The sequence below is a fragment of the Streptomyces sp. NPDC021080 genome (assembly GCF_044333225.1).
Lineage (GTDB): Bacteria > Actinomycetota > Actinomycetes > Streptomycetales > Streptomycetaceae > Streptomyces.
The window spans coordinates 870,434-889,493 of record NZ_JBIRQM010000001.1 but is presented as its reverse complement, the minus strand read 5'-3'; the positions used below and the strand labels follow the sequence as shown (position 1 = coordinate 889,493).

Below are 19,060 nucleotides of genomic sequence, written 5' to 3'. Positions count from 1 at the left end.
GCGGGCCCGGGCCGGGTTCCACCCCGAACGGCAGGGCGCCTCGGCCCCGGGCTGGCGGCCCCTGCTGGTCAACGCCTGCTCACCGGAGTGCGTCGCCGGGGTCGTTCGGGGCGGGGAGCGGGCTCGTCAGTCGAGGTCCGCCTGCCAGAGGTCCGGGCCGAACACCTCGTACTGGATGTCCTGCGGTGCGACACCGCGTCCGAGCAGCGCGCTCCGCAGCGGTTGCATGAACGCCAGCGGACCGCACATGTAGTACACCGCTTTGTCCGGCAGATCGACGTGGGAGAGGTCCATCAGCCCTTCGAAGACGCCCTTCACCGGCTCGTTGGTCTGCGCGCCCTTCTCGTACCAGAGGTACATCTCGGCGTTGCGCAGTTCGAGTACGTCGCTGACCACCTGGCGACGCAGCGCGAACGACGCCTCGTCGAGGTCGGCGTGCAGGACGGTGATCGGCAGCCGGGACTCTGCCTCGACCAGGTGGGAGAGCATCCCGGCCATGGGGGTGATCCCGATGCCCGCCGTGGCGAACACCACCGGCCGCCCGGAGTCGTCGAGCACGACATCGCCGTACGGCAGCGACAGGGTGAGCACGTCGCCCACGTCGACCGAGTCGTGCAGGAGGGCGGAGACCTCTCCCTCGGGCTCACCGTTGCCGTGCACGCGCTTGACCGAGAACTGGCGGTGTTCGCCGTCGTCGGCCCGGGTCAGGCTGTACTGGCGTGGCTGGCGCACCCCGTCGGGCATGTCCATGAGCACGGTGACGTACTGGCCGGGGAGCGAACTCTTCACGAGGCGGTCGTCGATCCGCTTGACCACGAACGTCACGACGTCCCGGGTCTCCCTGATCTTCTTCTCGACCTCCCACTTGCGCCACACCGTCTCCGGAGTGACCCCTCGGGCGCTGTACAGCCCGCGTTCCTGGTTGATGAGGGCGTTCGCCATCAGCCAGTAGACCTCGTCCCAGGCCGCGGCGACCTCCGGGGTGACCGCGTCGCCCAGCACGTCGACGATCGCCCACATCAGATTGTCGTGGACGGTCTGGTACTGCTCCGGACGGATCCCGAGGGACGCGTGTTTGTGCGCGATGCGCTTCAGCAGGTGTTCCGGGGTCCGCTCCGGTGTGCTCACCAGGCCGCTGGCGAACGCCGCCACGGAACCGGCGAGGGCCTGCTGCTGTTCTCCGTGCGCCTGGTTTCCACGGTTGAAGACCCCGTCCAGGAGCTCGGGATGGTTGGCGAACATGTGCCGGTAGAAGCGCTGGGCGATCTCACCGATGTGTTCGCCGACGACGGGCAGCGTCGCCGTGATGACGGGCCGAGACGTGTTCGAAAGCATGACGCGTATCTCCAGCGCAGGCGAAGTGCGGGCAGGCAACAGACGATTACGTCCTTGCTCATACGGCAGTCGGAACCGAGGAGCGGCCGCTCGACGGGCACGGACGCCGCGGCCGTCCTCGGTGACCGGATCGCCGGACGCGCGGTACGGCATCCTCGCTCCACGCTAGAAGGGGACCACACGCTTCGCACCCTTTGTTCCTGCATCGGTGGGGTTCTCTGCGGACCACCGGTGGCGTGGGGCCCGGGGCACCCCCGCAGGCGATCGGCGACGCCGCCCTCCGCACCCGGCGGCGATCGGTGACGGTGTCCGCACCACCTGGCGGATGGTCCCGCGAAACGCGGACGCGTACCGAACTCGTGCTCCGGGCAGACCGGTCGGACCTCGTCTCTCCGCAGGTTAAGATCACCCGCCGACCTGCGGAAAGTCCGAGCAGGGACTCGCGGAGGTGTGTAGTGAAGAGAGCAGTGAAGTCGCTGGGCGGGCCGGCCCTGTGGACCTGCGGCGTGCTCGCCGCGTACGTACTGGTGACCGCGGCGACCGCGCTGGCCGCGTGGCACAAGCACCAGGTCCTGCTGGCACCGCCCCTGCCCCCGACGCCTGACGGCAGCGAGGGCTTGCCGCTTCTCGTCGCCGACATGTGGTTCGGAAACGTTCTGGGCTGGTGGAAGGGCACCACCGTCGCGACGGTGCTCCTCCTCATGATCTGGATGACCAGCATGCGCGACCTCGCGGAACGGCTCTGGCCGGAAGGACAGCGCCGGCGCCGCGCGTGGCTGTTCTTCGGCTGGGTGGTTCCGGTGGCCGATCTGTTCGTCCCCAAGATGATCGTCAATGACCTGTGGGCAGCGGCCGAACCGGCGGCGCGCCGTCGGCGCGGCCACCCCCTGCTCACCGTCTGGTGGCTCTTCGCCGTCGCCGCCGGCGCGGCGGGCGAGAAGGCCCTGTCCGCGATGGAGAAGGCGGACACGACGGCACAGAGCGGCCGGGCACTGGAGTGGGTGGTGCTCAGCGACGGTCTGTTCATCTGCGCGGCCGTCCTGTCCATCTGCGTGGTCCGGCAGCTCAGCGGCAGGTTGAGAAGCGCCCTGCGGACAGCCTCGGCACAGCCCGACGGCCTCGTCGGAACCGGCACGGTCTGAAGCACCCGGCAGACATCGCACTCCAGGCCGACGCGACCCCGCCGCGGGCGTTGCTAACGTGACGGCATGGGACGTCGTCGATATCGGCAACTGGTCGTGGGCTCCGAGCAATTCCGCTGGTGGGTCAGCCATCGGCATGTGCCGGCCCCGGACCCTGACGGTGTGCCCGGACACTCGTGCCAAGAGGTCCTCGTCCTCTCGCGCGAGGATTCCCCGGGTGTGATCCGCATCGTCTTCGCCTCGGGCCCCGGTCGTGTGGTGGGCGGCGGCGGTTGGGGCGCTCACGAGGGTGGTGTAAGTCGCGTGGGAGGCGGCTACCTCAATCTGCACCGGCCCGCGACCGTGCGGGAGTTGGTCGAGGAGGTCTTGGCGGACGGACAGCGTTTCCGGCCCGCCGCCCAAGTCGACGGGTGGCGCTTCTTCGACGCCGTGGCCGCGCGCGTACCGCCGGAACACCAGGAAGCGCCGACCGGTCCCTCCGCATGAACGGCCGCGTACGACCTGCCGGGGCACGGTGGCGGAAGTCCGTGTGACAGCGAATCGGCGCGGGTGCCACGCAGCCGCTGCCGCCGCGAACGGGCCACACCGGCGATCCGCGCCGCAGAACGGGCGGGCCCTCGGACAACCAGGCCTACGATTGATCCGGTTGACGAGTCGTACCATCTGTCGAGACCCCGGCGCACCGGGACGACGTACAGGAACGGCCGGAACGACCGACTGACGACCGGTTTGTCCCCGTCGTCGCTCCCGCCTCCCCGCGAGGTCGTGGAGCGATGTGCCGCACGTGTCCGCCGGGGCAGGCCACGACGCGAAAGGCGGCGACATGGTGCAGTGGCAGGGGACCAACTTCACCGTGGACGGGCACGAGCCGACCAGTGCCGAGGAGTACTACCGGATCGGCCTGCACTGCTGGACCAGCGGACAGCACCCCGGTGCCGAGGTCCACTTCCTGGAAACCGCGGCGTCCACCGGCCACAGTGCCGCGATCGAACTGCTGGGGCACATCGACTACATACAGGGGCGGTACGCGAGCGCGGTGCCACGGCTGCGGCACAGCAGTGGTTCACCGCGATCGGCCTTCTACCTCGCCTCGCTCTACCACCGCGGCTGCCCCCAAGCGGGCATAGTCGAGTCGCTGGACGAAGCGGCCCGCTGGTATCACGCCTCGGCCCGGCTGGGCGAACCCGAAGCGATGATCGTCCTCGGCGACCTGTATCTGGAGCGCCTGATCCCGATCAGCCGGTCCCCCGCGGAACACGCCCTGGAACAGTTCCTGGCGGCCGCCACACGGAACCACCCCTACGGCCAGTACCGCGCCGCGGAGATCTACCGCACCCTCTACCAGGACAACGAACGAGCCGCCGTGATGTACCAGACCTGTGTGGACAACCCGATGACCGGGCGCCACGCCTTGGGGTCGATGATGACGCTCCAGAGCCAGGCGCACCTGCGGGAGATATCGGCCGCCAGGGCGAACCGCCGGCTGCAGCAGCGGCGGGACACCGTCAACCCCGCACAGCGCCGGGGCGACTACTACTGACATCGCCGCACCGGCACCCCCGCACCCCGGTCCGAGCACGGGACGGCCGGGCGGCCTCACCCACCGTCGCGCACAGCCTTCGTCTACCGTGGATGACGCCTGCGCGAGTCCCGGGTTCCGCTCCGGACGAGCGAGGATTCTCGACGAGGGAGCCGTTCATGACTGACAGCATCTGGGGCTACGACCCGGCCGCCGGGCACGTCGCGGGCACCGATCTGGTCGGGTACAAGGTCGAGGCCACCGACGGTGCCATCGGCAGGGTCGACAAGCACGCGGACGACTTCGGCTCCTCGTATCTCGTCGTCGACATCGGCGTGTGGATCTTCGGCAGGCATGTCCTGCTGCCCGCCGGTACGGTGCGGCGGGTCGACCGGGACGAGCGGAAGATCTACGTCGCGCTCACCCAGGAGCAGATCAGGGAGTCCCCCGAGTTCGACCGGGACAAGCACGTCGGCAATACCGACTACCACGAACTGGTCGGCGGCTACTACCAGAGCCACCGCGCCTGACCCCACCGCGCGCCGCCAGGGCCTCAGCGGGCCACAGGGGCCGCGGGGAGCCCTGGACAGGGCGGGACCCGGCCGGACCCGCCCCCGGCCCGGACCTCAGAGGCGTCACTCAGCCCTGGACCGGCTCCGCGGGCGGGCCGCAGACCGGCACCCGCTCCCGCCCGAAGCACCGGCAGGGCCGGTCCCTGGCGCATCGAGTGAGCGGCGCGAACCCCCGTGGGCGCACAGCGGTCACACCTGTACGAGTTGCGGTTCCGGTTGCTGCACGGGGGCGGTCTGCGGATTCCACAGTCTGGTGGTCCGCACGTATCCGTAGATCACGGAGGCCATCGCGAGGAGAAGGCTCGGCCCGAACACCCAGGGGTGCGTGGCCATCTCCACCGGCAGGTAGCGGTACGACACCAGGAGCGCGGTGAAGACCGCCGAGCCGTAGACGACCAGTGTGAATCCCGACCGGTCCCATCCTCGGTGGAACGAGCGCATGGCCGCCTCGATCGTGAGCGCGAACACCACGCCGGCGACGAGGTCCGCGCCGTAGTGGTACCCGAACCCGAGCGTTGCCGTGAGGGTGCCGACCAGCCAGAACGTGCCCGCGTAACGCAGCAGCCGTGAGCCCTCGCGGGTGTGGATGAAGAGCGTGGTGGCCCAGGCCGTGTGCAGGCTGGGCATGCAGTTGCGCGGGGTTATCTCGTCGAACGGAATCGGGTGCGGGGTGCCGATCGGCACCGGAGTGTGCGGCCACAGGTTGGCCGCCGCCCATTGCCCGCCCTCGGCGCCGTAGGCGAACACCGGCCCGGCCACCGGGAAGATCATGTAGATGGCAGGCCCCACCAGGCCGATGGCCAGGAAGGTACGCACCAGATGATGGCCCGGGAAGCGGCGCTCCTGCGCCACGTGACGCAGTTGGTAGAGGGCGAAGACGGCCGCCGCGAGCGGGAGCTGGCCGTAGACGAGATGGAGAGCGTGGTAGCCGATCGAGCCGGTGGCCTCGACGATCCGGCCCATCACCCAGGACGGGTTGCCGAGCGCGTGATCGGCTGTGGCCACGTACGGGTCGAGGACGGTCGGGCGTGTCTCCGATGTGATCATCAACCAGGTGTCGCCGGTCTTGTGACCGGCCACCAGGAGCAGACCCAGTCCGACACCCTTCAGGAGCAGAATGCGCTCCTTGCCCGTGCGGCGCGTGACGGCGATGAACGCATAGCCCAGAATCACCCACAATGCGCCGTTGCCGAACATCATTTTGGCGTCGAGCACCCAGCGCACCAGGAAGAAGACGATGTCGATACCGGCCGCGATCCCCAGCGCGATGAACCGTTGCCGCCAGGAGAGGACGACCATCATCAATGCCAGGCCGGCATACAGCAGCGGCCCCGAGGTGGGCGTGAGTATCACCTCGCCGGCCTGATTGGTGATCGGCCCCGGCATGCCGTAGTGACGCGCGACGATCTCCATCGCGACGAGGAATCCCAAGGTCACGACGCCCGCGACGGCCCACAGAATCGCCCGTGGTCCACGTCGCTCACCGAAGTCGATTATGTTGTTTATTCGTGAAATTACTCGGGGCGATATAGATATCAACTGTTTGGCCGATTTGTTAGTCGTTGGTCGAAATGGCTCACCCTTCGCGCTAGACAACGTGTTCTTCTAGTGAAGGACGGACGATCAGGGCAATCGTCGTGAGTTCGATCATGCTATGAGCGTTACAGGTGCGTTTCAAGGGTCACAGCCGGTGCAAAGGTGGGTGGATCCTGTGCCCGGCGATCTGCCGAGGCGCCCGAAAGCTGCCACTCTGGCTGTAAATCGTTCTTCGATCTTCAGGGGATTTCATGGTGCGGACAGGCAGGGTACCCATCGCCGGACCGGGGGCAGGGAACGCGTCATGACCGGCTCTCCGGCCCCCGACGGCCGCTATGGAGAAGCCCTGTTCGAGCCGGAGCACCCGCAGGAGGCCGAGCGCATCGACGCGGCGGCGCTGGTCTACGACCCCGTCACCACGGGCCGTCTGCGCGCACTGGGTTCGGGGCGGGGCGGCCGCTGCCTGGAGGTGGGAGCAGGAACCGGGACCGTGGTCCGATGGCTGCTGGAGGAGGCGGACGCCTCGGAGGTGGTCGCGCTGGACCGGGACACCAGCGGGCTGGACACCCTCGCGAGCCCGCGGGTACGCCTGGTCACCGCCGATCTCCGGGACGAGAGCCTGGACCTGGGCGGCTTCGACCTCATCCACGCCAGGTTCGTGCTCATGCACCTGCCCGAACGCCGTCGGATCGTCTCTCGTCTCACGCAATGGCTGAATCCTGACGGCTGGCTGGTGATCGGTGATGCCGTGGAGGTGCCGAACCCCCTGGACACCTCGTCAGCCTATCGACGGACCATGGACGCCATGTGGCAGGCACTGCGGTCGACCATCGGCACCGACACGTCGGACGTCCCGGCGTACCCGCACTTCCTGAGGGAGGAAGGGCTGCGGAACGTGGCCGGTGAACTGGTGTGCCCGCCGTTGGTCGCGGGCGGTCCGCTGGCTCGTTTCTGGTCCGAGACGTTGGACCGCATGCGGCCGGCCCTCGAGGAAACCGGACGAGTGGACTCCACCGACATCGAAGAGACCCTGGCCTATCTGGCCTCGCCCCGGCTCGCCGAACTCGGACCCGGCATGATGACGGCCTGGGGGCAGCGGCCCTGAGCCTCGGCCGGACAGCACCGCCGGCCGCCTCACGGCCCCGCCGAGGACCCCCGCATTCGTAGCGGTGAGCCCCCGTCGCGACAAGCTCTCCGGGAACCGACGGCACGGACACGAGCCGGGCCGTCGGCCGTCCTCATGTCTGCTGGGACGGCTCGTACGTCTCGGCGGCGAGGCCGAACGTCCACGCCACTCCCTCACGGGCCGTACGGGTCGTCGGCGGGACGCGCAGCCAGTACGTACGGTTCGTGCCGTCCGGCTCCGGAGTCGAGTTGACGACCTCGACCATGACCACGTCCTCGTCCCCGTCCAGTTCGACCCGCCACAGCACCCCCGTCTCGTCACGGTGGACGGGAACGGCCCCCGACTCGTCCAGATAGCGGTCGTAGCCGTAGTACTCCAGCATCACCCGGCGCAGTTCGGCGTTCTCCTCGTCGCGGATCCGCTCGGGTGTCAGCGCCGTGAGTTCGTCGAGGAAGGCGCGGGGGACCGGCATCCCGCGCCAGGCGTAGAGCTCGAAGCCGTCGGCGTAGCGCAGTGCCGGGCCGTCGCCCCGGTCGAGCCGTCCGGCTTCGTCGCGGTGCAGGCTCAGCGGCCGTTCGCTGACGATCGCCACCTTCTCGTACGGCCACCACCAGCCGGCCTCGCGCGCCACCGCCGCGATCCCGGCGAGGGCGCTCGCTCCGTCGGGGTCGAAGGCGGACAGCCAGGCCGCGTCGTGCTGACCCAGGGTCGCGTCCAGGAGCAGCAACCGCACCCGGCTCTCCTCGTGCCGGTCGGTGGCGAGGTCCTCGACGATGCCCGCCCGCACCCGGTCGGCCAGCGTGCGGGCCGACTCCCACAGGGCCGCTCCCGTGGCCCGCCAGTGACCGCTCCATCCCTCCGGGCCCAGCCGCTCGTGCGCCCGCGCGCGTTCCGCCGCCCAGGGTCCGGCGACGACGGCGCTTCGGACACCCGGGCCGGTGTCCCCCAGGTCCGCGCCGTCGACGGGCACCGTACCCATGAGCATGCGGACGGCCTCGTGCGGCGAGCGCGCCCAGACGATGCGCTCGGGTTCGTCCAGCCCGGCCCTGCGATAGGCGAGCCTGACGCCCTCCTCCGCCGCCGCCCGGTCCCCCGCTCCCGTCCGTGTCGCGGTGGCACGCCAACTGCCCTGTTCCATCACACCGTTCCTCTCCTGCGTCGCCTGTTCCCGAGCGGCACGGCACCCTCGATGCCCCCGGTCCTGCCGTCGAACTCGCGGTTCGCACGCCGGTGTGCGCCGCTCCGAGGCCGGAGCCGGAACCACCGGCGGACCCGTCAGTCGGCGACGATCCGCACCGAGCCGGGCACGTACTCCCGCTGGCGGATCACCCGGTACCAGCCCTTGGGGAGCGAGATCGCCCCGTGCTCCTCGTGCACGACCCGCGCCCCGTCGGGGACGTGCAGCAGCATCGGTCCGAACACGCCGCCGTCCCGTATCAGGCGCCCCGGACCGACCACGGCGTGGGCGTGCCCGGTGACTTCACCGAGGGCCAGCACCAGACGTCCGCGGCCGTCGCGAGGCTCGGACGCGGCGTCGCGGGCGTGGTCCGGCACCGCCTTCTCGTCCAACGGCACGATCAGCACGTCTCCTTGGCGGAACATGGGTCTCCCTCCCGGCGCGGCACTCGATGTGCCCTGGGAAAAACCGTAGAGGCGACCACTGACAATCGGCCTCGGGACCGGGCCCGCACCCTCGCTGACCAGGCGTCATGTTCTCGACGCCGATCCTCGGACCCGGTCTGCGGCGCGGGGCCGCGTCGTGCGGCGGCCGCCGCCTCGCTCCCCGTCCCCAGGTGCCGACCCTGTTCGCGGTGATGTCAGTGGCCCTTGGTAGAAATCGTCTGTCCGGGTGCGGGCCGCGCGCTCCGGACTTCCCACCACGACCGTCGATCCACCGGAATCAGCACGAAGGAGCGGGCGCGCATGACCATCCACAGCCACCTCGAGGAATTCCACGGCCTGCCGGTCTTCGCCTTCCCGGACGCCGACGACGAGTCGCCCGGGGCCGCATCGCTTCCCTCGCCCGAATCCGTCGCCTGGCGCATCGCCGTCGAGGCCTACGAGAGCGAGGAGGAGTGGGAGGACGCCTTCGCACGCTTCCTGGCGGCCGTGGACACGGAAAAGGTGAGGGCGCTGATCGTCGGCGCGTGGAGCGATGTGTACGACACCTCCCCCAGCGCGGTGATCACGGCGCTGGTGGCCGCGCGCGACCGGCTGCCCGCGCTGCGCGGACTGTTCCTCGCCGACATCGTGATGGAGGAGTGCGAGATCTCGTGGATCGTCCAGGGTGACATCTCGCCCCTGCTGGAGGCTTTCCCCGGCCTGGAGGAGTTCGGCGTCCGGGGCGGCAACGGGCTGGTGTTCCCCGCCCTCCGGCACGAGCGACTGCGCACGCTGACCGTCGAGACCGGCGGCATGCCCGTCGAAGCGGTGCGCGGCATCGCCGCCAGCGACCTGCCCGCCCTGGTGGGACTCGACCTGTGGCTCGGCACGTCCAACTACGGAGGCGACGCCGATGTCGCCGACCTGGAGCCGTTCTTCGCGGGCACCCGGCTGCCCAGCCTGACCCGTCTCGCTCTGCGCAACAGCGAGATCCAGGACGCCATCTGCACGGCACTGGCCTCGGCCCCCGTCGTGGCACGCCTCACGCACCTCGACGTCTCCATGGGCGTGCTCACCGACGACGGCGCCGCGGCCCTGCTGTCGGGCCAGCCGCTGACCCATCTCGAGGTGCTCGACCTGCACCACAACTACCTCAGCACAGGCGTACGGACGCGCCTGCTGGAGACGCTGGAGCCCGCCGGTGTCGCGGTCGACGCCGACCGGGACAACGCGGACTCCGACGAGGAGGAGGACGGAACGGTCTGGCGTTTCGTCGCGGTCGGCGAGTAGCACCCGAACGGAGAACGAGGAGGCGGGATGGGCGGGTTGCGGCCGGACGGCGCGCCGGTGAAGTGGGCGGTCGTGGCCAACGGGGAGAACCGCCGGGTGGCTCTGTTCACAGCGGCGGCCGAGGCGGCGGGCTCCGGCACGCCCCGGGTGGTCGAGTGGCGGGACGTAGTGCGGGACGGCGGGCACGACTTCGCCGACGACGAGGTCGTCCGACTGGATTCCCCCGGCGAGAACGCCGAGGTGGACCGGCTGCTGCGGGGCATGGACGAGCCGACCAGGGTGGAGGGCTCCGCGCGCTGGTACGCGGGTTTCCTGGAATGCGTGCGTTCGCTGCGCGGGGGCCGGCGGCTCGACGACCCGGCGGATCTGGCCGTGCTCTTCGACAAGCGGCTGTGCCACGCCCGTCTCGACGCGGCGGGTGTGCCGGTGCCGCCGTCCCCCACCTCCGGGGCCCGCCGGGCCGTGGAGGACTGGAACGGCGTCCGGGACCTCATGGCGGAGGCCGCGCTGCGGCGGGTCTTCGTCAAGCTCGCGCACGGTTCGTCCGCGTCGGGTGTGCTGGCCGTCGAGACGACCGCCTCCGGCCGGATCCGGGCCACCACCTCGGTGGAACGCACGCCGGACGGCGACCTCCACAACTCCCTGCGGATCCGCCGCTACACGGAGGAGGCGCAGATCGCCGCGATCGTGGACACGCTCGCGCCGGACGGACTGCACATCGAGCGCTGGCTCCCGAAGGCCTCGCTCGGCAGCAGGTCGGCGGACCTGCGCGTCGTGGTCGTGGCCGGGCGCGCGACCCACGCCGTGGTCCGTACGAGCCGCTCTCCCCTGACCAATCTGCATCTGGGCGGGGCCCGCGGCGATCTCGCGGCCGTACGCGCACTGGCCGGTGACCGGTGGGCGGAAGCCCTCTCCATCAGTGAACGGGCCGCCGCCTGCTTCCCCGGCACGCTGTGCGTGGGCGTCGATCTGCTGCCCGCGGTCGGCTGGCGCCGGTTCGCCGTCGGGGAGGTCAACGCCTTCGGCGACCTGCTCCCCCGCCTGGCCGGCCTGCCCGGAAGCGGCGCCGAGGGTCTGGACACGTACGCGGCACAGATCGCGGCGTTCCGTACCCTCTCCACCGACCGGTTCCCCCTGCGGCCAGCACCCCCGCTCGACACCCCTGCCAGGACAGCACATGCCTCAGCCTGAACCCGACCGCACACCGGCCATGACACCTGCCGCCCCCGGACCGTCCGGAACTCCGGACATGAACGAGGTGGTGGGCCGGGACGACCTGCTCCTGCTCACCCTCGACACCCTGCGCCACGACGTGGCCGTCGAACTCGCCGCGGCCGGCCGTCTGCCGAACCTGAGCGCGCATCTGCCCGGTGGCGCCTGGGAGCGGCGGCACGCCCCGGGGAACTTCACCTACGCCTCCCACCAGGCCATGTTCGCGGGCTTCCTTCCCACTCCGGCCGCACCGGGACCGCACCCGCGGCTGTTCGCGGCACGGTTCGCGGGCAGCGAGACGACGGCGGACCGCACGTTCGTCTTCGACACCCCGGACCTCGTGTCCGGCCTCGCCTCGCACGGCTACCGCACGGTGTGCATCGGAGGCGTCGGCTTCTTCAACAAGCAGGGCGCACTGGGCAGCGTGTTGCCCGGCCTCTTCCAGGAGAGCCACTGGGAGCCGGAGTTCGGGGTGGCCTCGCCCACCTCGTTCGAGGCCCAGGTCGCGCGGGCCGAGAAGATCGTCGCCGAACTGCCCTCGGAGCAGCGGCTGTTCCTGTTCCTGAACGCCTCGGCACTGCACCAGCCGAACTGGTTCCATCTGCCCGGCGCCACCCGCGAAGCGGGCGACAGCCGGGTCACCCACACGGCGGCCCTCGAGTACATCGACGCCCATGTCGGGCGGCTGTTCCGCGCGATGAGCTCGCGCCGCCGCTGCTTCGCCATCGTCTGCTCCGATCACGGCACGGCCTACGGGGACGACGGCTACACCGGCCACCGTCTCGGTCACGACTGCGTGTGGACCGTGCCCTACAGCCACTTCTTCCTGGAGCCGACCGTATGACGCTCGCCCCCGCGGCCGCCCCGACCGGCCTGCCGCGCCCGTACCAGAGCTACACCTACGCCTATCCCCACAAGACCGCCTACCGGCCCCTCGCCCCGCGCCCCGTGCTGAAGGAACTGTGGGCGGGTGAGTCCCGGCGGTCGCTCTCGCTGTACCTGCACATCCCCTTCTGCGAGATCCGCTGCGGTTTCTGCAATCTGTTCACCCGGATCGGCGCTCCCGGCGACCTGACGGGACGCTATCTGGACGCGGTACGGCGTCAGGCCGCCGCGATGCGTGAGGCCCTCGGTGACGAGGAGACCCCCCGTTTCGCCAACGCCGCGTTCGGGGGCGGCACTCCGACGTTCCTGGAGGCCGCCGAGCTGGAGCGGCTGTGCGACATCGCCGAACAGGAGATGGGTGCCGATCTGCGCGCGATCCCGCTGTCCGTCGAGGCCTCGCCCTCCACGGCCACGGCCGACCGGCTGGCCGTGCTGGTGGAGCGGGGCACCACCCGTCTCAGTCTCGGGGTGCAGACCTTCGTCGAGGAGGAGTCGCGTGCCGCCGTGCGGCCGCAGCGGCGCTCCGAGGTGGAGGCGGCGCTGGCACGGATCCGCGAGGCGGCCGTCCCCGTCCTCAACATCGATCTGATCTACGGCATCGACGGCCAGACCGCGGCGAGTTGGCGTCACTCGCTGGACGCGGCCCTGGCCTGGCGCCCCGAGGAGCTCTATCTCTACCCCCTCTACATCCGTCCCCTCACCGGCCTCGGCCGGCACAGTGACGCGCGGACGGCCGACCTGGAGTGGGACGAACAGCGGCTGCGGCGCTACCGGGAGGGCCGCGACCACCTGCTGGCACACGGCTACGAGCAAGTCTCGATGCGCATGTTCCGGCGCGCGGACGCACCACCGCAGGGACCGGACGACTACGCCTGTCAGACCGACGGCATGATCGGCCTCGGCTGCGGTGCCCGTTCGTACACCTCGACGCTGCACTACTCCTTCGACTACGCGGTGTCGATGCGGGAGATCCGCGGCATCATCGACGACTACACCGCCACCGAGGACTTCTCGCGCGCGCTGCACGGCCGCCGTGTCGACGAGGACGAGGCACGGCGCCGGCATCTGCTCCAGTCCCTCCTCCAGGCCGAGGGCCTGGAGGTCGCGGACTACCGGCTGCGCTTCGGATCCGATCCCCACGACGACTTCCCGTCCGAGATCGGGACGCTCGCCGCCCGGGGATGGCTCGCGGACGACCAGGACGAACGGCTCCGTCTCTCCGCGGAAGGACTCGCCCACTCGGACGCGATAGGCCCCGAGTTCTTCTCCCCCGCGGTCCGGGACGCCATGGCCGCCTACGAGACGAAGTGAGGCCCCGGTGGACCTGACGATCCTGTACCGCGGCCCGCTCGCCTCCTGCGACTACGACTGTCCGTACTGTCCGTTCGCGAAGCGCCGCGACACCACCGCGCAGCTGCGGGCCGACCGCGCCGCGCTGGAGCGGTTCACCGCGTGGGCCGGCGAGCAGCGCGAGGACCGGCTGTCGGTGCTCTTCACCCCGTGGGGCGAGGGCCTGGTCCGCTCCTGGTATCGCCGCGCACTGGTGGAACTGTCGCACCTGCCGCACGTCCGGCGGGTGGCCATCCAGACGAACCTCAGCTGCCGTACCGACTGGCTGGAGGAGGCGGACCGGGACACGGTGGCGCTGTGGTGCACGTACCACCCCGGGCAGACACCGCACGAGCGGTTCGTCGCCAAGACGCGGCGGCTCGGCGAGCTGGGCGTGCGGTTCAGCGTCGGCGTCGTCGGCCTGCCCGAGCACGGGGAGCCGGCACGCAGACTGCGCGCCGAACTCCCGGAGCACGTGTACCTGTGGGTGAACGCCGCCGAGGGACACACCTACACCGACGAACAGGCCGACGAGTGGACCGCGCTCGACCCGCTCTTCCCGTTCAGCCGCCATCCACACCGGTCGGCCGGTCTGCCCTGCCGCACCGGTGAGTCGGTCATCTCCGTGGACGGCGACGGAACCGTGCGGCGCTGCCATTTCGTCCGGACCGAAATGGGCCGACTGTACGACGGCTCCTACCGCGCCGCGCTCGTCCCGCGTCCCTGCCCGCTGACCGCGTGCGACTGCCACATCGGCTACGTACACCTGGAGACCCTGCCGCTGTACGACGTTTTCGCGGGCGGCGTCCTGGAACGCGTCCCGCGCGAGTTGCCGGACCGGGAACTGCTTCCCGTGATCCCCGCGACCGGCTCTGCCTGAGGCCGGCTCCGGTGGCGGCGCTCCGGTCCGGGTGGGTCAGCCGTCGCGCCTTCGGGCGACGTAGACGGTGTTGGCGGCGGTCCCGCCCTGCAGCGGATTGTCGAAGTCCACGACGTGCGCCGCGGTGTCCGTGAAGACCTCCGCGAGCACCGTGCCGAACTCGTCGTCCGGTGGATCGTTCGACCACAGCGCGAACACTCCGCCAGGAAGGAGCTGTTCGGAAAGTGCCGTCAGACCGGCCCGTGTGTAGAGCACGGCGTGGTCGGGGTGCAGCACATGGCGCGGCGAGTGGTCGACGTCGAGGAGGATCGCGTGGAAGCGGCGGCCGGGGGCCTCGGGATCCAGACCGCGCTGTGCCTCCCCGGTGGTCATCGCGAAGAAGTCTCCGCGTACCAGCCGGCACCGGGGGTCGTTCGCCAGGCCCTCGCCCAGGGGTACGAGCCCGCGACGATGCCAGTCGATCACTTCGGCCAGGGTGTCGACGACGACGAGCGAGCGCACGCGCGGATCGTCCAGGGCCGTCCTGGCCGTGTACCCGAGGCCGAGTCCGCCCACGACGACGTCCAGCGGGCCCTCGGACAGCGCGGCCAGGCCGATCCGGGCCAGCTCGATCTCCCCGGTGGTGAAGAGACTGGACATCAGGTACTCGTCGCCGAGCTTCACCTCGTACACGTCGTCGCCCGACAGCGGATCCCGCCGACGACGGAGGCTGATCTCGCCCATGGCGGTCGGCCGCCAGTCGATCTCCTCGAAACGTGCGCTCATCCGATGCTCTTCTCCCCGGTCACCACGGAACCGCGCGGCACCACACTGTCCGGCTCGGGCCCGATCCTTGGAAGGATCTTCACACGGAGCGCGTCCGACGGGCGGTCAAACGGTCGCACGACACCGGATCGAGTCCGTCCGCTCCGTATCACGCGTCCGGGTCCCGGTCCTGTGTGAACCCGTCGGAGTGCCAGGACACAGCGGCCGGGGCTTCTACTCCTCGGTGCGGGCGTTGTCGGCCACGGGCTCGCCGGAATCTCCCGCCGGTTCCGGTGCCCCGCCCGTGTCCCGGCCTCCCGCCAGCCGCAACGTGACCAGGGCCGTCAATCCCGCGGCGACACCGAAGGTGAGGGCGGCCGGGACACCCGCGTCGAGCTGGGTGATCAGGGACACCGGGCCACTCACGATGAACACGTGGTCGAAGGCTATGTGCACCACCCGGCCGACCAGGAGGGCGAGTACGGTCGCGCAGACCCCGCCGATGGCCATGGCCGGCGCCGTGGTCCGGGTGAGCAGGCCGGGCAGCAGCCGCAGCGCCCACCAGACGGCGGCCAGTACGAGTGCGTCGGCGGCGCGGTACAGCAGCCAGTCGCCGATCGGGGTGGTCGCCGGACTCGTCCAGCTGCCGAGGAGCAGCCACACGCGCAGCAGTTCGCCGGGCTCGGACAGCAGTCCTCCGCCGTCGAACGAGGTCTGGATCCAGGCGGCCACCGACTCGTACGACAGGACCACCAGCGACAGCGCGGTCACCGCGGTTCCCGCGCTCGCGGCCAGGCGGGCGGCGCGGGGGGCCACGATCTGCCGGGGCGACGGATCCACCCCCTTGGCGGTGACCCGCGCCACGAGCACCGTGACCAGAGCGGTCAGCAGGCCCGCGGGCACGGTGACCGGCCCGCTCGACACGATCACGGAGGCCAGTCGCGGCAGCACCCGGAAGCTGCCGTGCCCGTAGGACGCGATCTCCCACGGCGCGGAGACGGTCACGGCCAGCATTCCGACCATCGGGGTCCAGGCCCACAGCCCGAGCACCGTGGCCGGGGTACGGCCCTGTGTCGGAGGGATCCTGCGGATCAGGAGCAGCGCGCCGGCCAGGAAGAACGCGAACACCGCCACGAACCTGATCTGCATCGCGGTGGTGTACAGGTCGGCGTACCGGGAGCCTCCGCCGAGAGCCGCGGACCCTTCCGTCGGAAGGGCCGTCGGAGTGTCGTACGCCCAGGGGCGCAGCCACACCCGGAGATCGGCGACCGACTGGGCGTCGAACACGTTGGTGGCGCCTCGCAGTTCAAGTGCCTGAGCGCTCTCGCCGGCCCACCACAGCAACAACGTGATCAGCAGACTTCCGACCAGTGCCGGTATCACCGCGCGCCGATATGTCATGTACGCTCCCCCGCCTTCGTCCTGCGTCCCCGCATGCTTCAACCAGCAGCAGAATAAGGGGTGTTGATCATTCGGTGCCGGTCGTTCCCGGACAGGACGAGCGGGCAGTCCGGGCGTGGACCGGACAAAAAAGACCCTGTCCCGGAGAACACGGGACAGGGTCTTCACAGAGCGCCGGGCAGGCCTTGCACCTGCATTTCCCCGCAGGAAGCGGGGCGTCTTTCCTTGGACCACCAACGCATCGCCACCGGAGCGACTTCCTCCGACCGGCTCAAGATCAATCATAACCCATGCCCCGGCGAACCCGCCACGCCGGTCGACAGGGGGGCCGGCAGCCCCTCCTGCCGTATCTCGCTCGCGCCCGGGTGACGTCGCACGGCATCATCTCGACCGGACGGAGCGGAACAGCGGGTGGAACGGACGCGATCCCTGCCCGGGTTCAGGCGTTCCCCGGAGGGCTTCTTCGTGCATGAATACACGCTGGACGACAGTCGTTGACCCGATGGCTTCCGCGTCGGCGAGGACGTCACAGCGGGCAGGACCGATAGCCGTACGAACTCGGGAGGGGCAGGAGACATGACGCGTGAGCAGGACGGGATCGAACGGGTGCGGGAGCTCTACGAGTCGGCGTTGTTCGGCGGAGACGCGTCCGCACTCGCCACGGCCGATCGGGAACTGGACGCCGTCGAGGCGGCGGTCTCGCTGGAACGCGGAAAGCTGATGCACGTACGCTTCCTCGACGATCGTCAGGAGGATCCGCGGGAACTGGCTCTCTTCGAGCGCGCGGCCGAGCTGTATCACCGTTCGGGAGACACGGGCGGAGAAGCCGACGCCCTGTTCTGGATCGGTTGCTGGCACCAGGTGGTGTGCGAGGACAGCGCCACCGGCCTGCCGTACTTCGAGAGGTCGTACGAGCTGGCGCGGTCCGTCGACGACCGGAAGACCATGTCCTACGCCGTCCGCCATCTCGGCTTCGCCGAAAAGGAAGCGGGGCGATTCGACCGGGCCCGCGAGTCGCTCGCCGAATCGGTGGCGCTGCGCCGTGAGATCGGGTTCATGCCCGGAGTGGCGGCGGGCCTCTTGGCCCTCGCCTACCTGTCCGCCGAGAGCGACGACCGCACGACGGCTCTCGGGTATCTGGACGAGGCACGGACCGTCGCCGAGCGGTGCGGGGCCGAGGGCGTGATGGGATGGATCGAACGGGCACGTGCCCAGATCTGAGGCGGGCGCGCCGGCGAGGTGGCCGGAGCGCGTTTTCACGGGTGGCGACACAGGTACGGCCCCGGCGGTGGTCGAGGTGTCCCGCGAACGTCAGACGTCCGCCACCAGGAGCCGGTAGCCGACGTCGATGGTGTCGAGCGCGAGCAGATCGGACTGCCGGCGGTGCCAATGGCCCGTCGCGAGGTCGTCGGTGAGCGCCGCGAGGCCGGGAGCGAGGGCGCCTTCTCCCGTCTGGGCGAACATGGAGATGCCGGCGCGCACTTGAGGGTCGAGGTAGGCGTGGGGTCTACGCCAGTACGCTGCGCCGAACCCGTCCGTGCAGTCGTGCGGGACATGAACGGCCTCCTGACGTGCCCCTCCGAGCAAAGCGGTGAGCCGGTCCATCGGGACGGCCCGGCTGTCGTCGAACGCCGCGGCCTGCGGAAGGTATTCGCGTACGAGCCAGAACCTCTCGCGAAAGATCTCCTGGTCCCAGGTCAGGATGACGATACGGCGGCGCGCGACCCGGCGGAGTTCGGCGATGCCGGCCACGAGGTCGGTCCAGTGGTGGACGGTCAGCAGTGCCATGACGGCGTCGGCGGCGTTGTCGCGCAGCGGAAGGTGTTCGGCGACCGCGCACACGGCGGGCGCGGACCCGCGCGGGCGCTGGTCGATCATGATCTGGCTGGGCTCGACGGCGAGAACCGTCTGCCGCGGCTCGTAGGAACCGGTGCCCGCTCCTACGTTGATCACCGTCGCGGCGTCCCCGAGCGCGGCGTGCACCTGCGCGGCTATCCGCGGATCCGGCTGCCGGGTCCGGCCGTACGTAGCGCCGAGCGTGTCATAGATGGCCATGTTTCCCAGTATTACGAACAAGCCACCCTCCGCGGGCCCCCTCCGCGCTCCGGACTACGGCAGCGGTGGGGCGGAATGTTCACCGGAGCGCGACCGGTTGCGGAGCCCGAGCAGCGACACGAGAGTGAAGACGACCACCGAGCCGACGGCCGCGGCCGCCACGCCTCGGCAGCGCCGTGCGCCAGGAACGATCCGGCAAGAAAAGACCCTGCCCCGTACAACACGGGGCAGGGTCTTTTTTGGAGCACCGGGCAGGCCTTGCACCTGCATTTCCCCGCAGGAAGCGGGGCGTCTTTCCTTGGACCACCAACGCATCGCCACCGGAGTGACTTCCCCCGACCGGCTCAAGATCAATCGTATCAGATGAACGACCGGTGTCCCGCGCGTGACGGTTTTCGCCCTCGGCCGGCGGAGCGCCACCCTCCCGCCTCG

General features: G+C 70.3%; 18 protein-coding genes. 11 read left to right on the top strand and 7 right to left on the bottom strand.

Annotation, left to right across the window (positions count from 1 at the left end; genetic code table 11):
- Window positions 1-126 precede the first annotated feature (126 nt).
- Window positions 127-1,335, bottom strand: coding sequence for a globin domain-containing protein (locus tag ACH4S8_RS03945; RefSeq protein WP_398390620.1), 1,209 nt, complete (start codon window positions 1,333-1,335; stop codon window positions 127-129).
- Window positions 1,336-1,790: 455 nt separating this feature from the next.
- Between ACH4S8_RS03945 and ACH4S8_RS03940 the strand changes: the two genes are divergently transcribed.
- From ACH4S8_RS03940 to ACH4S8_RS03925, 4 genes are all read left to right on the top strand, one after another.
- Window positions 1,791-2,477 (top strand): DUF4328 domain-containing protein, encoded by a 687-nt coding sequence (locus tag ACH4S8_RS03940; RefSeq protein WP_398390618.1) that lies wholly within the window; start codon window positions 1,791-1,793, stop codon window positions 2,475-2,477.
- 66 nt (window positions 2,478-2,543) lie between these two features.
- Window positions 2,544-2,963, top strand: a complete 420-nt coding sequence (locus tag ACH4S8_RS03935; RefSeq protein WP_398390617.1) for a hypothetical protein — start codon at window positions 2,544-2,546, stop codon at window positions 2,961-2,963.
- A gap of 337 nt (window positions 2,964-3,300) precedes the next feature.
- Window positions 3,301-4,017 carry a tetratricopeptide repeat protein gene (locus ACH4S8_RS03930; RefSeq protein ID WP_398390615.1) on the top strand — a complete coding sequence of 239 codons (717 nt, stop codon included), beginning with the start codon at window positions 3,301-3,303 and terminating at the stop codon, window positions 4,015-4,017.
- Window positions 4,018-4,175: 158 nt separating this feature from the next.
- The gene (locus ACH4S8_RS03925) at window positions 4,176-4,526 is read left to right on the top strand and encodes a PRC-barrel domain-containing protein (RefSeq protein WP_398390613.1); all 351 of its coding nucleotides are present in this window, start codon (window positions 4,176-4,178) and stop codon (window positions 4,524-4,526) included.
- A 231-nt stretch (window positions 4,527-4,757) separates the two neighbouring features.
- Here the strand turns inward: ACH4S8_RS03925 and ACH4S8_RS03920 are convergent, their stop codons facing one another.
- Window positions 4,758-6,029: a phosphatase PAP2 family protein gene (locus tag ACH4S8_RS03920; RefSeq protein WP_398390724.1), complete on the bottom strand. Its 1,272-nt coding sequence runs from the start codon at window positions 6,027-6,029 to the stop codon at window positions 4,758-4,760.
- A gap of 379 nt (window positions 6,030-6,408) precedes the next feature.
- Between ACH4S8_RS03920 and ACH4S8_RS03915 the strand changes: the two genes are divergently transcribed.
- A complete protein-coding gene (locus ACH4S8_RS03915) occupies window positions 6,409-7,209 on the top strand; it encodes a class I SAM-dependent methyltransferase (RefSeq protein ID WP_398390612.1) in 801 nt (266 codons plus the stop codon).
- Window positions 7,210-7,342: 133 nt separating this feature from the next.
- On the opposite strand, the gene ACH4S8_RS03910 is transcribed toward ACH4S8_RS03915, so the two are convergent.
- Window positions 7,343-8,371 (bottom strand): DUF6745 domain-containing protein, encoded by a 1,029-nt coding sequence (locus ACH4S8_RS03910; protein ID WP_398390610.1) that lies wholly within the window; start codon window positions 8,369-8,371, stop codon window positions 7,343-7,345.
- A gap of 134 nt (window positions 8,372-8,505) precedes the next feature.
- The gene (locus ACH4S8_RS03905) at window positions 8,506-8,832 is read right to left on the bottom strand and encodes a hypothetical protein (protein ID WP_398390608.1); all 327 of its coding nucleotides are present in this window, start codon (window positions 8,830-8,832) and stop codon (window positions 8,506-8,508) included.
- A 321-nt stretch (window positions 8,833-9,153) separates the two neighbouring features.
- Here ACH4S8_RS03905 and ACH4S8_RS03900 point away from each other — a divergent pair, with 321 nt between their 5' ends.
- From ACH4S8_RS03900 to ACH4S8_RS03880, 5 genes are read left to right on the top strand one after another with little or no spacing between them, the layout of a single operon-like run.
- Window positions 9,154-10,122 carry an STM4015 family protein gene (locus tag ACH4S8_RS03900; protein ID WP_398390606.1) on the top strand — a complete coding sequence of 323 codons (969 nt, stop codon included), beginning with the start codon at window positions 9,154-9,156 and terminating at the stop codon, window positions 10,120-10,122.
- Window positions 10,123-10,149: 27 nt separating this feature from the next.
- Window positions 10,150-11,313 (top strand): STM4014 family protein, encoded by a 1,164-nt coding sequence (locus ACH4S8_RS03895; protein ID WP_398390604.1) that lies wholly within the window; start codon window positions 10,150-10,152, stop codon window positions 11,311-11,313.
- A 58-nt stretch (window positions 11,314-11,371) separates the two neighbouring features.
- Entirely contained in the window at window positions 11,372-12,178 is an 807-nt protein-coding gene (locus ACH4S8_RS03890; RefSeq protein WP_398390722.1) for an STM4013/SEN3800 family hydrolase, read from the top strand.
- The gene (locus ACH4S8_RS03885) at window positions 12,175-13,530 is read left to right on the top strand and encodes an STM4012 family radical SAM protein (protein ID WP_398390602.1); all 1,356 of its coding nucleotides are present in this window, start codon (window positions 12,175-12,177) and stop codon (window positions 13,528-13,530) included. The genes ACH4S8_RS03890 and ACH4S8_RS03885 overlap by 4 nt, the downstream gene beginning before the upstream one ends.
- A 7-nt stretch (window positions 13,531-13,537) precedes the next feature.
- On the top strand, window positions 13,538-14,428 hold the full coding sequence (locus ACH4S8_RS03880) for an STM4011 family radical SAM protein (protein ID WP_398390600.1): 891 nt from the start codon (window positions 13,538-13,540) through the stop codon (window positions 14,426-14,428).
- 36 nt (window positions 14,429-14,464) lie between these two features.
- Here the strand turns inward: ACH4S8_RS03880 and ACH4S8_RS03875 are convergent, their stop codons facing one another.
- A complete protein-coding gene (locus ACH4S8_RS03875) occupies window positions 14,465-15,193 on the bottom strand; it encodes a spermidine synthase (protein WP_398390598.1) in 729 nt (242 codons plus the stop codon).
- A 213-nt stretch (window positions 15,194-15,406) separates the two neighbouring features.
- Window positions 15,407-16,573 carry a hypothetical protein gene (locus ACH4S8_RS03870; RefSeq protein WP_398390597.1) on the bottom strand — a complete coding sequence of 389 codons (1,167 nt, stop codon included), beginning with the start codon at window positions 16,571-16,573 and terminating at the stop codon, window positions 15,407-15,409.
- A 576-nt stretch (window positions 16,574-17,149) separates the two neighbouring features.
- Between ACH4S8_RS03870 and ACH4S8_RS03865 the strand changes: the two genes are divergently transcribed.
- Window positions 17,150-17,794, top strand: coding sequence for a tetratricopeptide repeat protein (locus tag ACH4S8_RS03865; RefSeq protein WP_398390596.1), 645 nt, complete (start codon window positions 17,150-17,152; stop codon window positions 17,792-17,794).
- A gap of 90 nt (window positions 17,795-17,884) precedes the next feature.
- Here ACH4S8_RS03865 and ACH4S8_RS03860 read toward each other — a convergent pair whose 3' ends face one another.
- Entirely contained in the window at window positions 17,885-18,628 is a 744-nt protein-coding gene (locus ACH4S8_RS03860) for a methyltransferase domain-containing protein (RefSeq protein ID WP_398390594.1), read from the bottom strand.
- Window positions 18,629-19,060 lie beyond the last annotated feature (432 nt).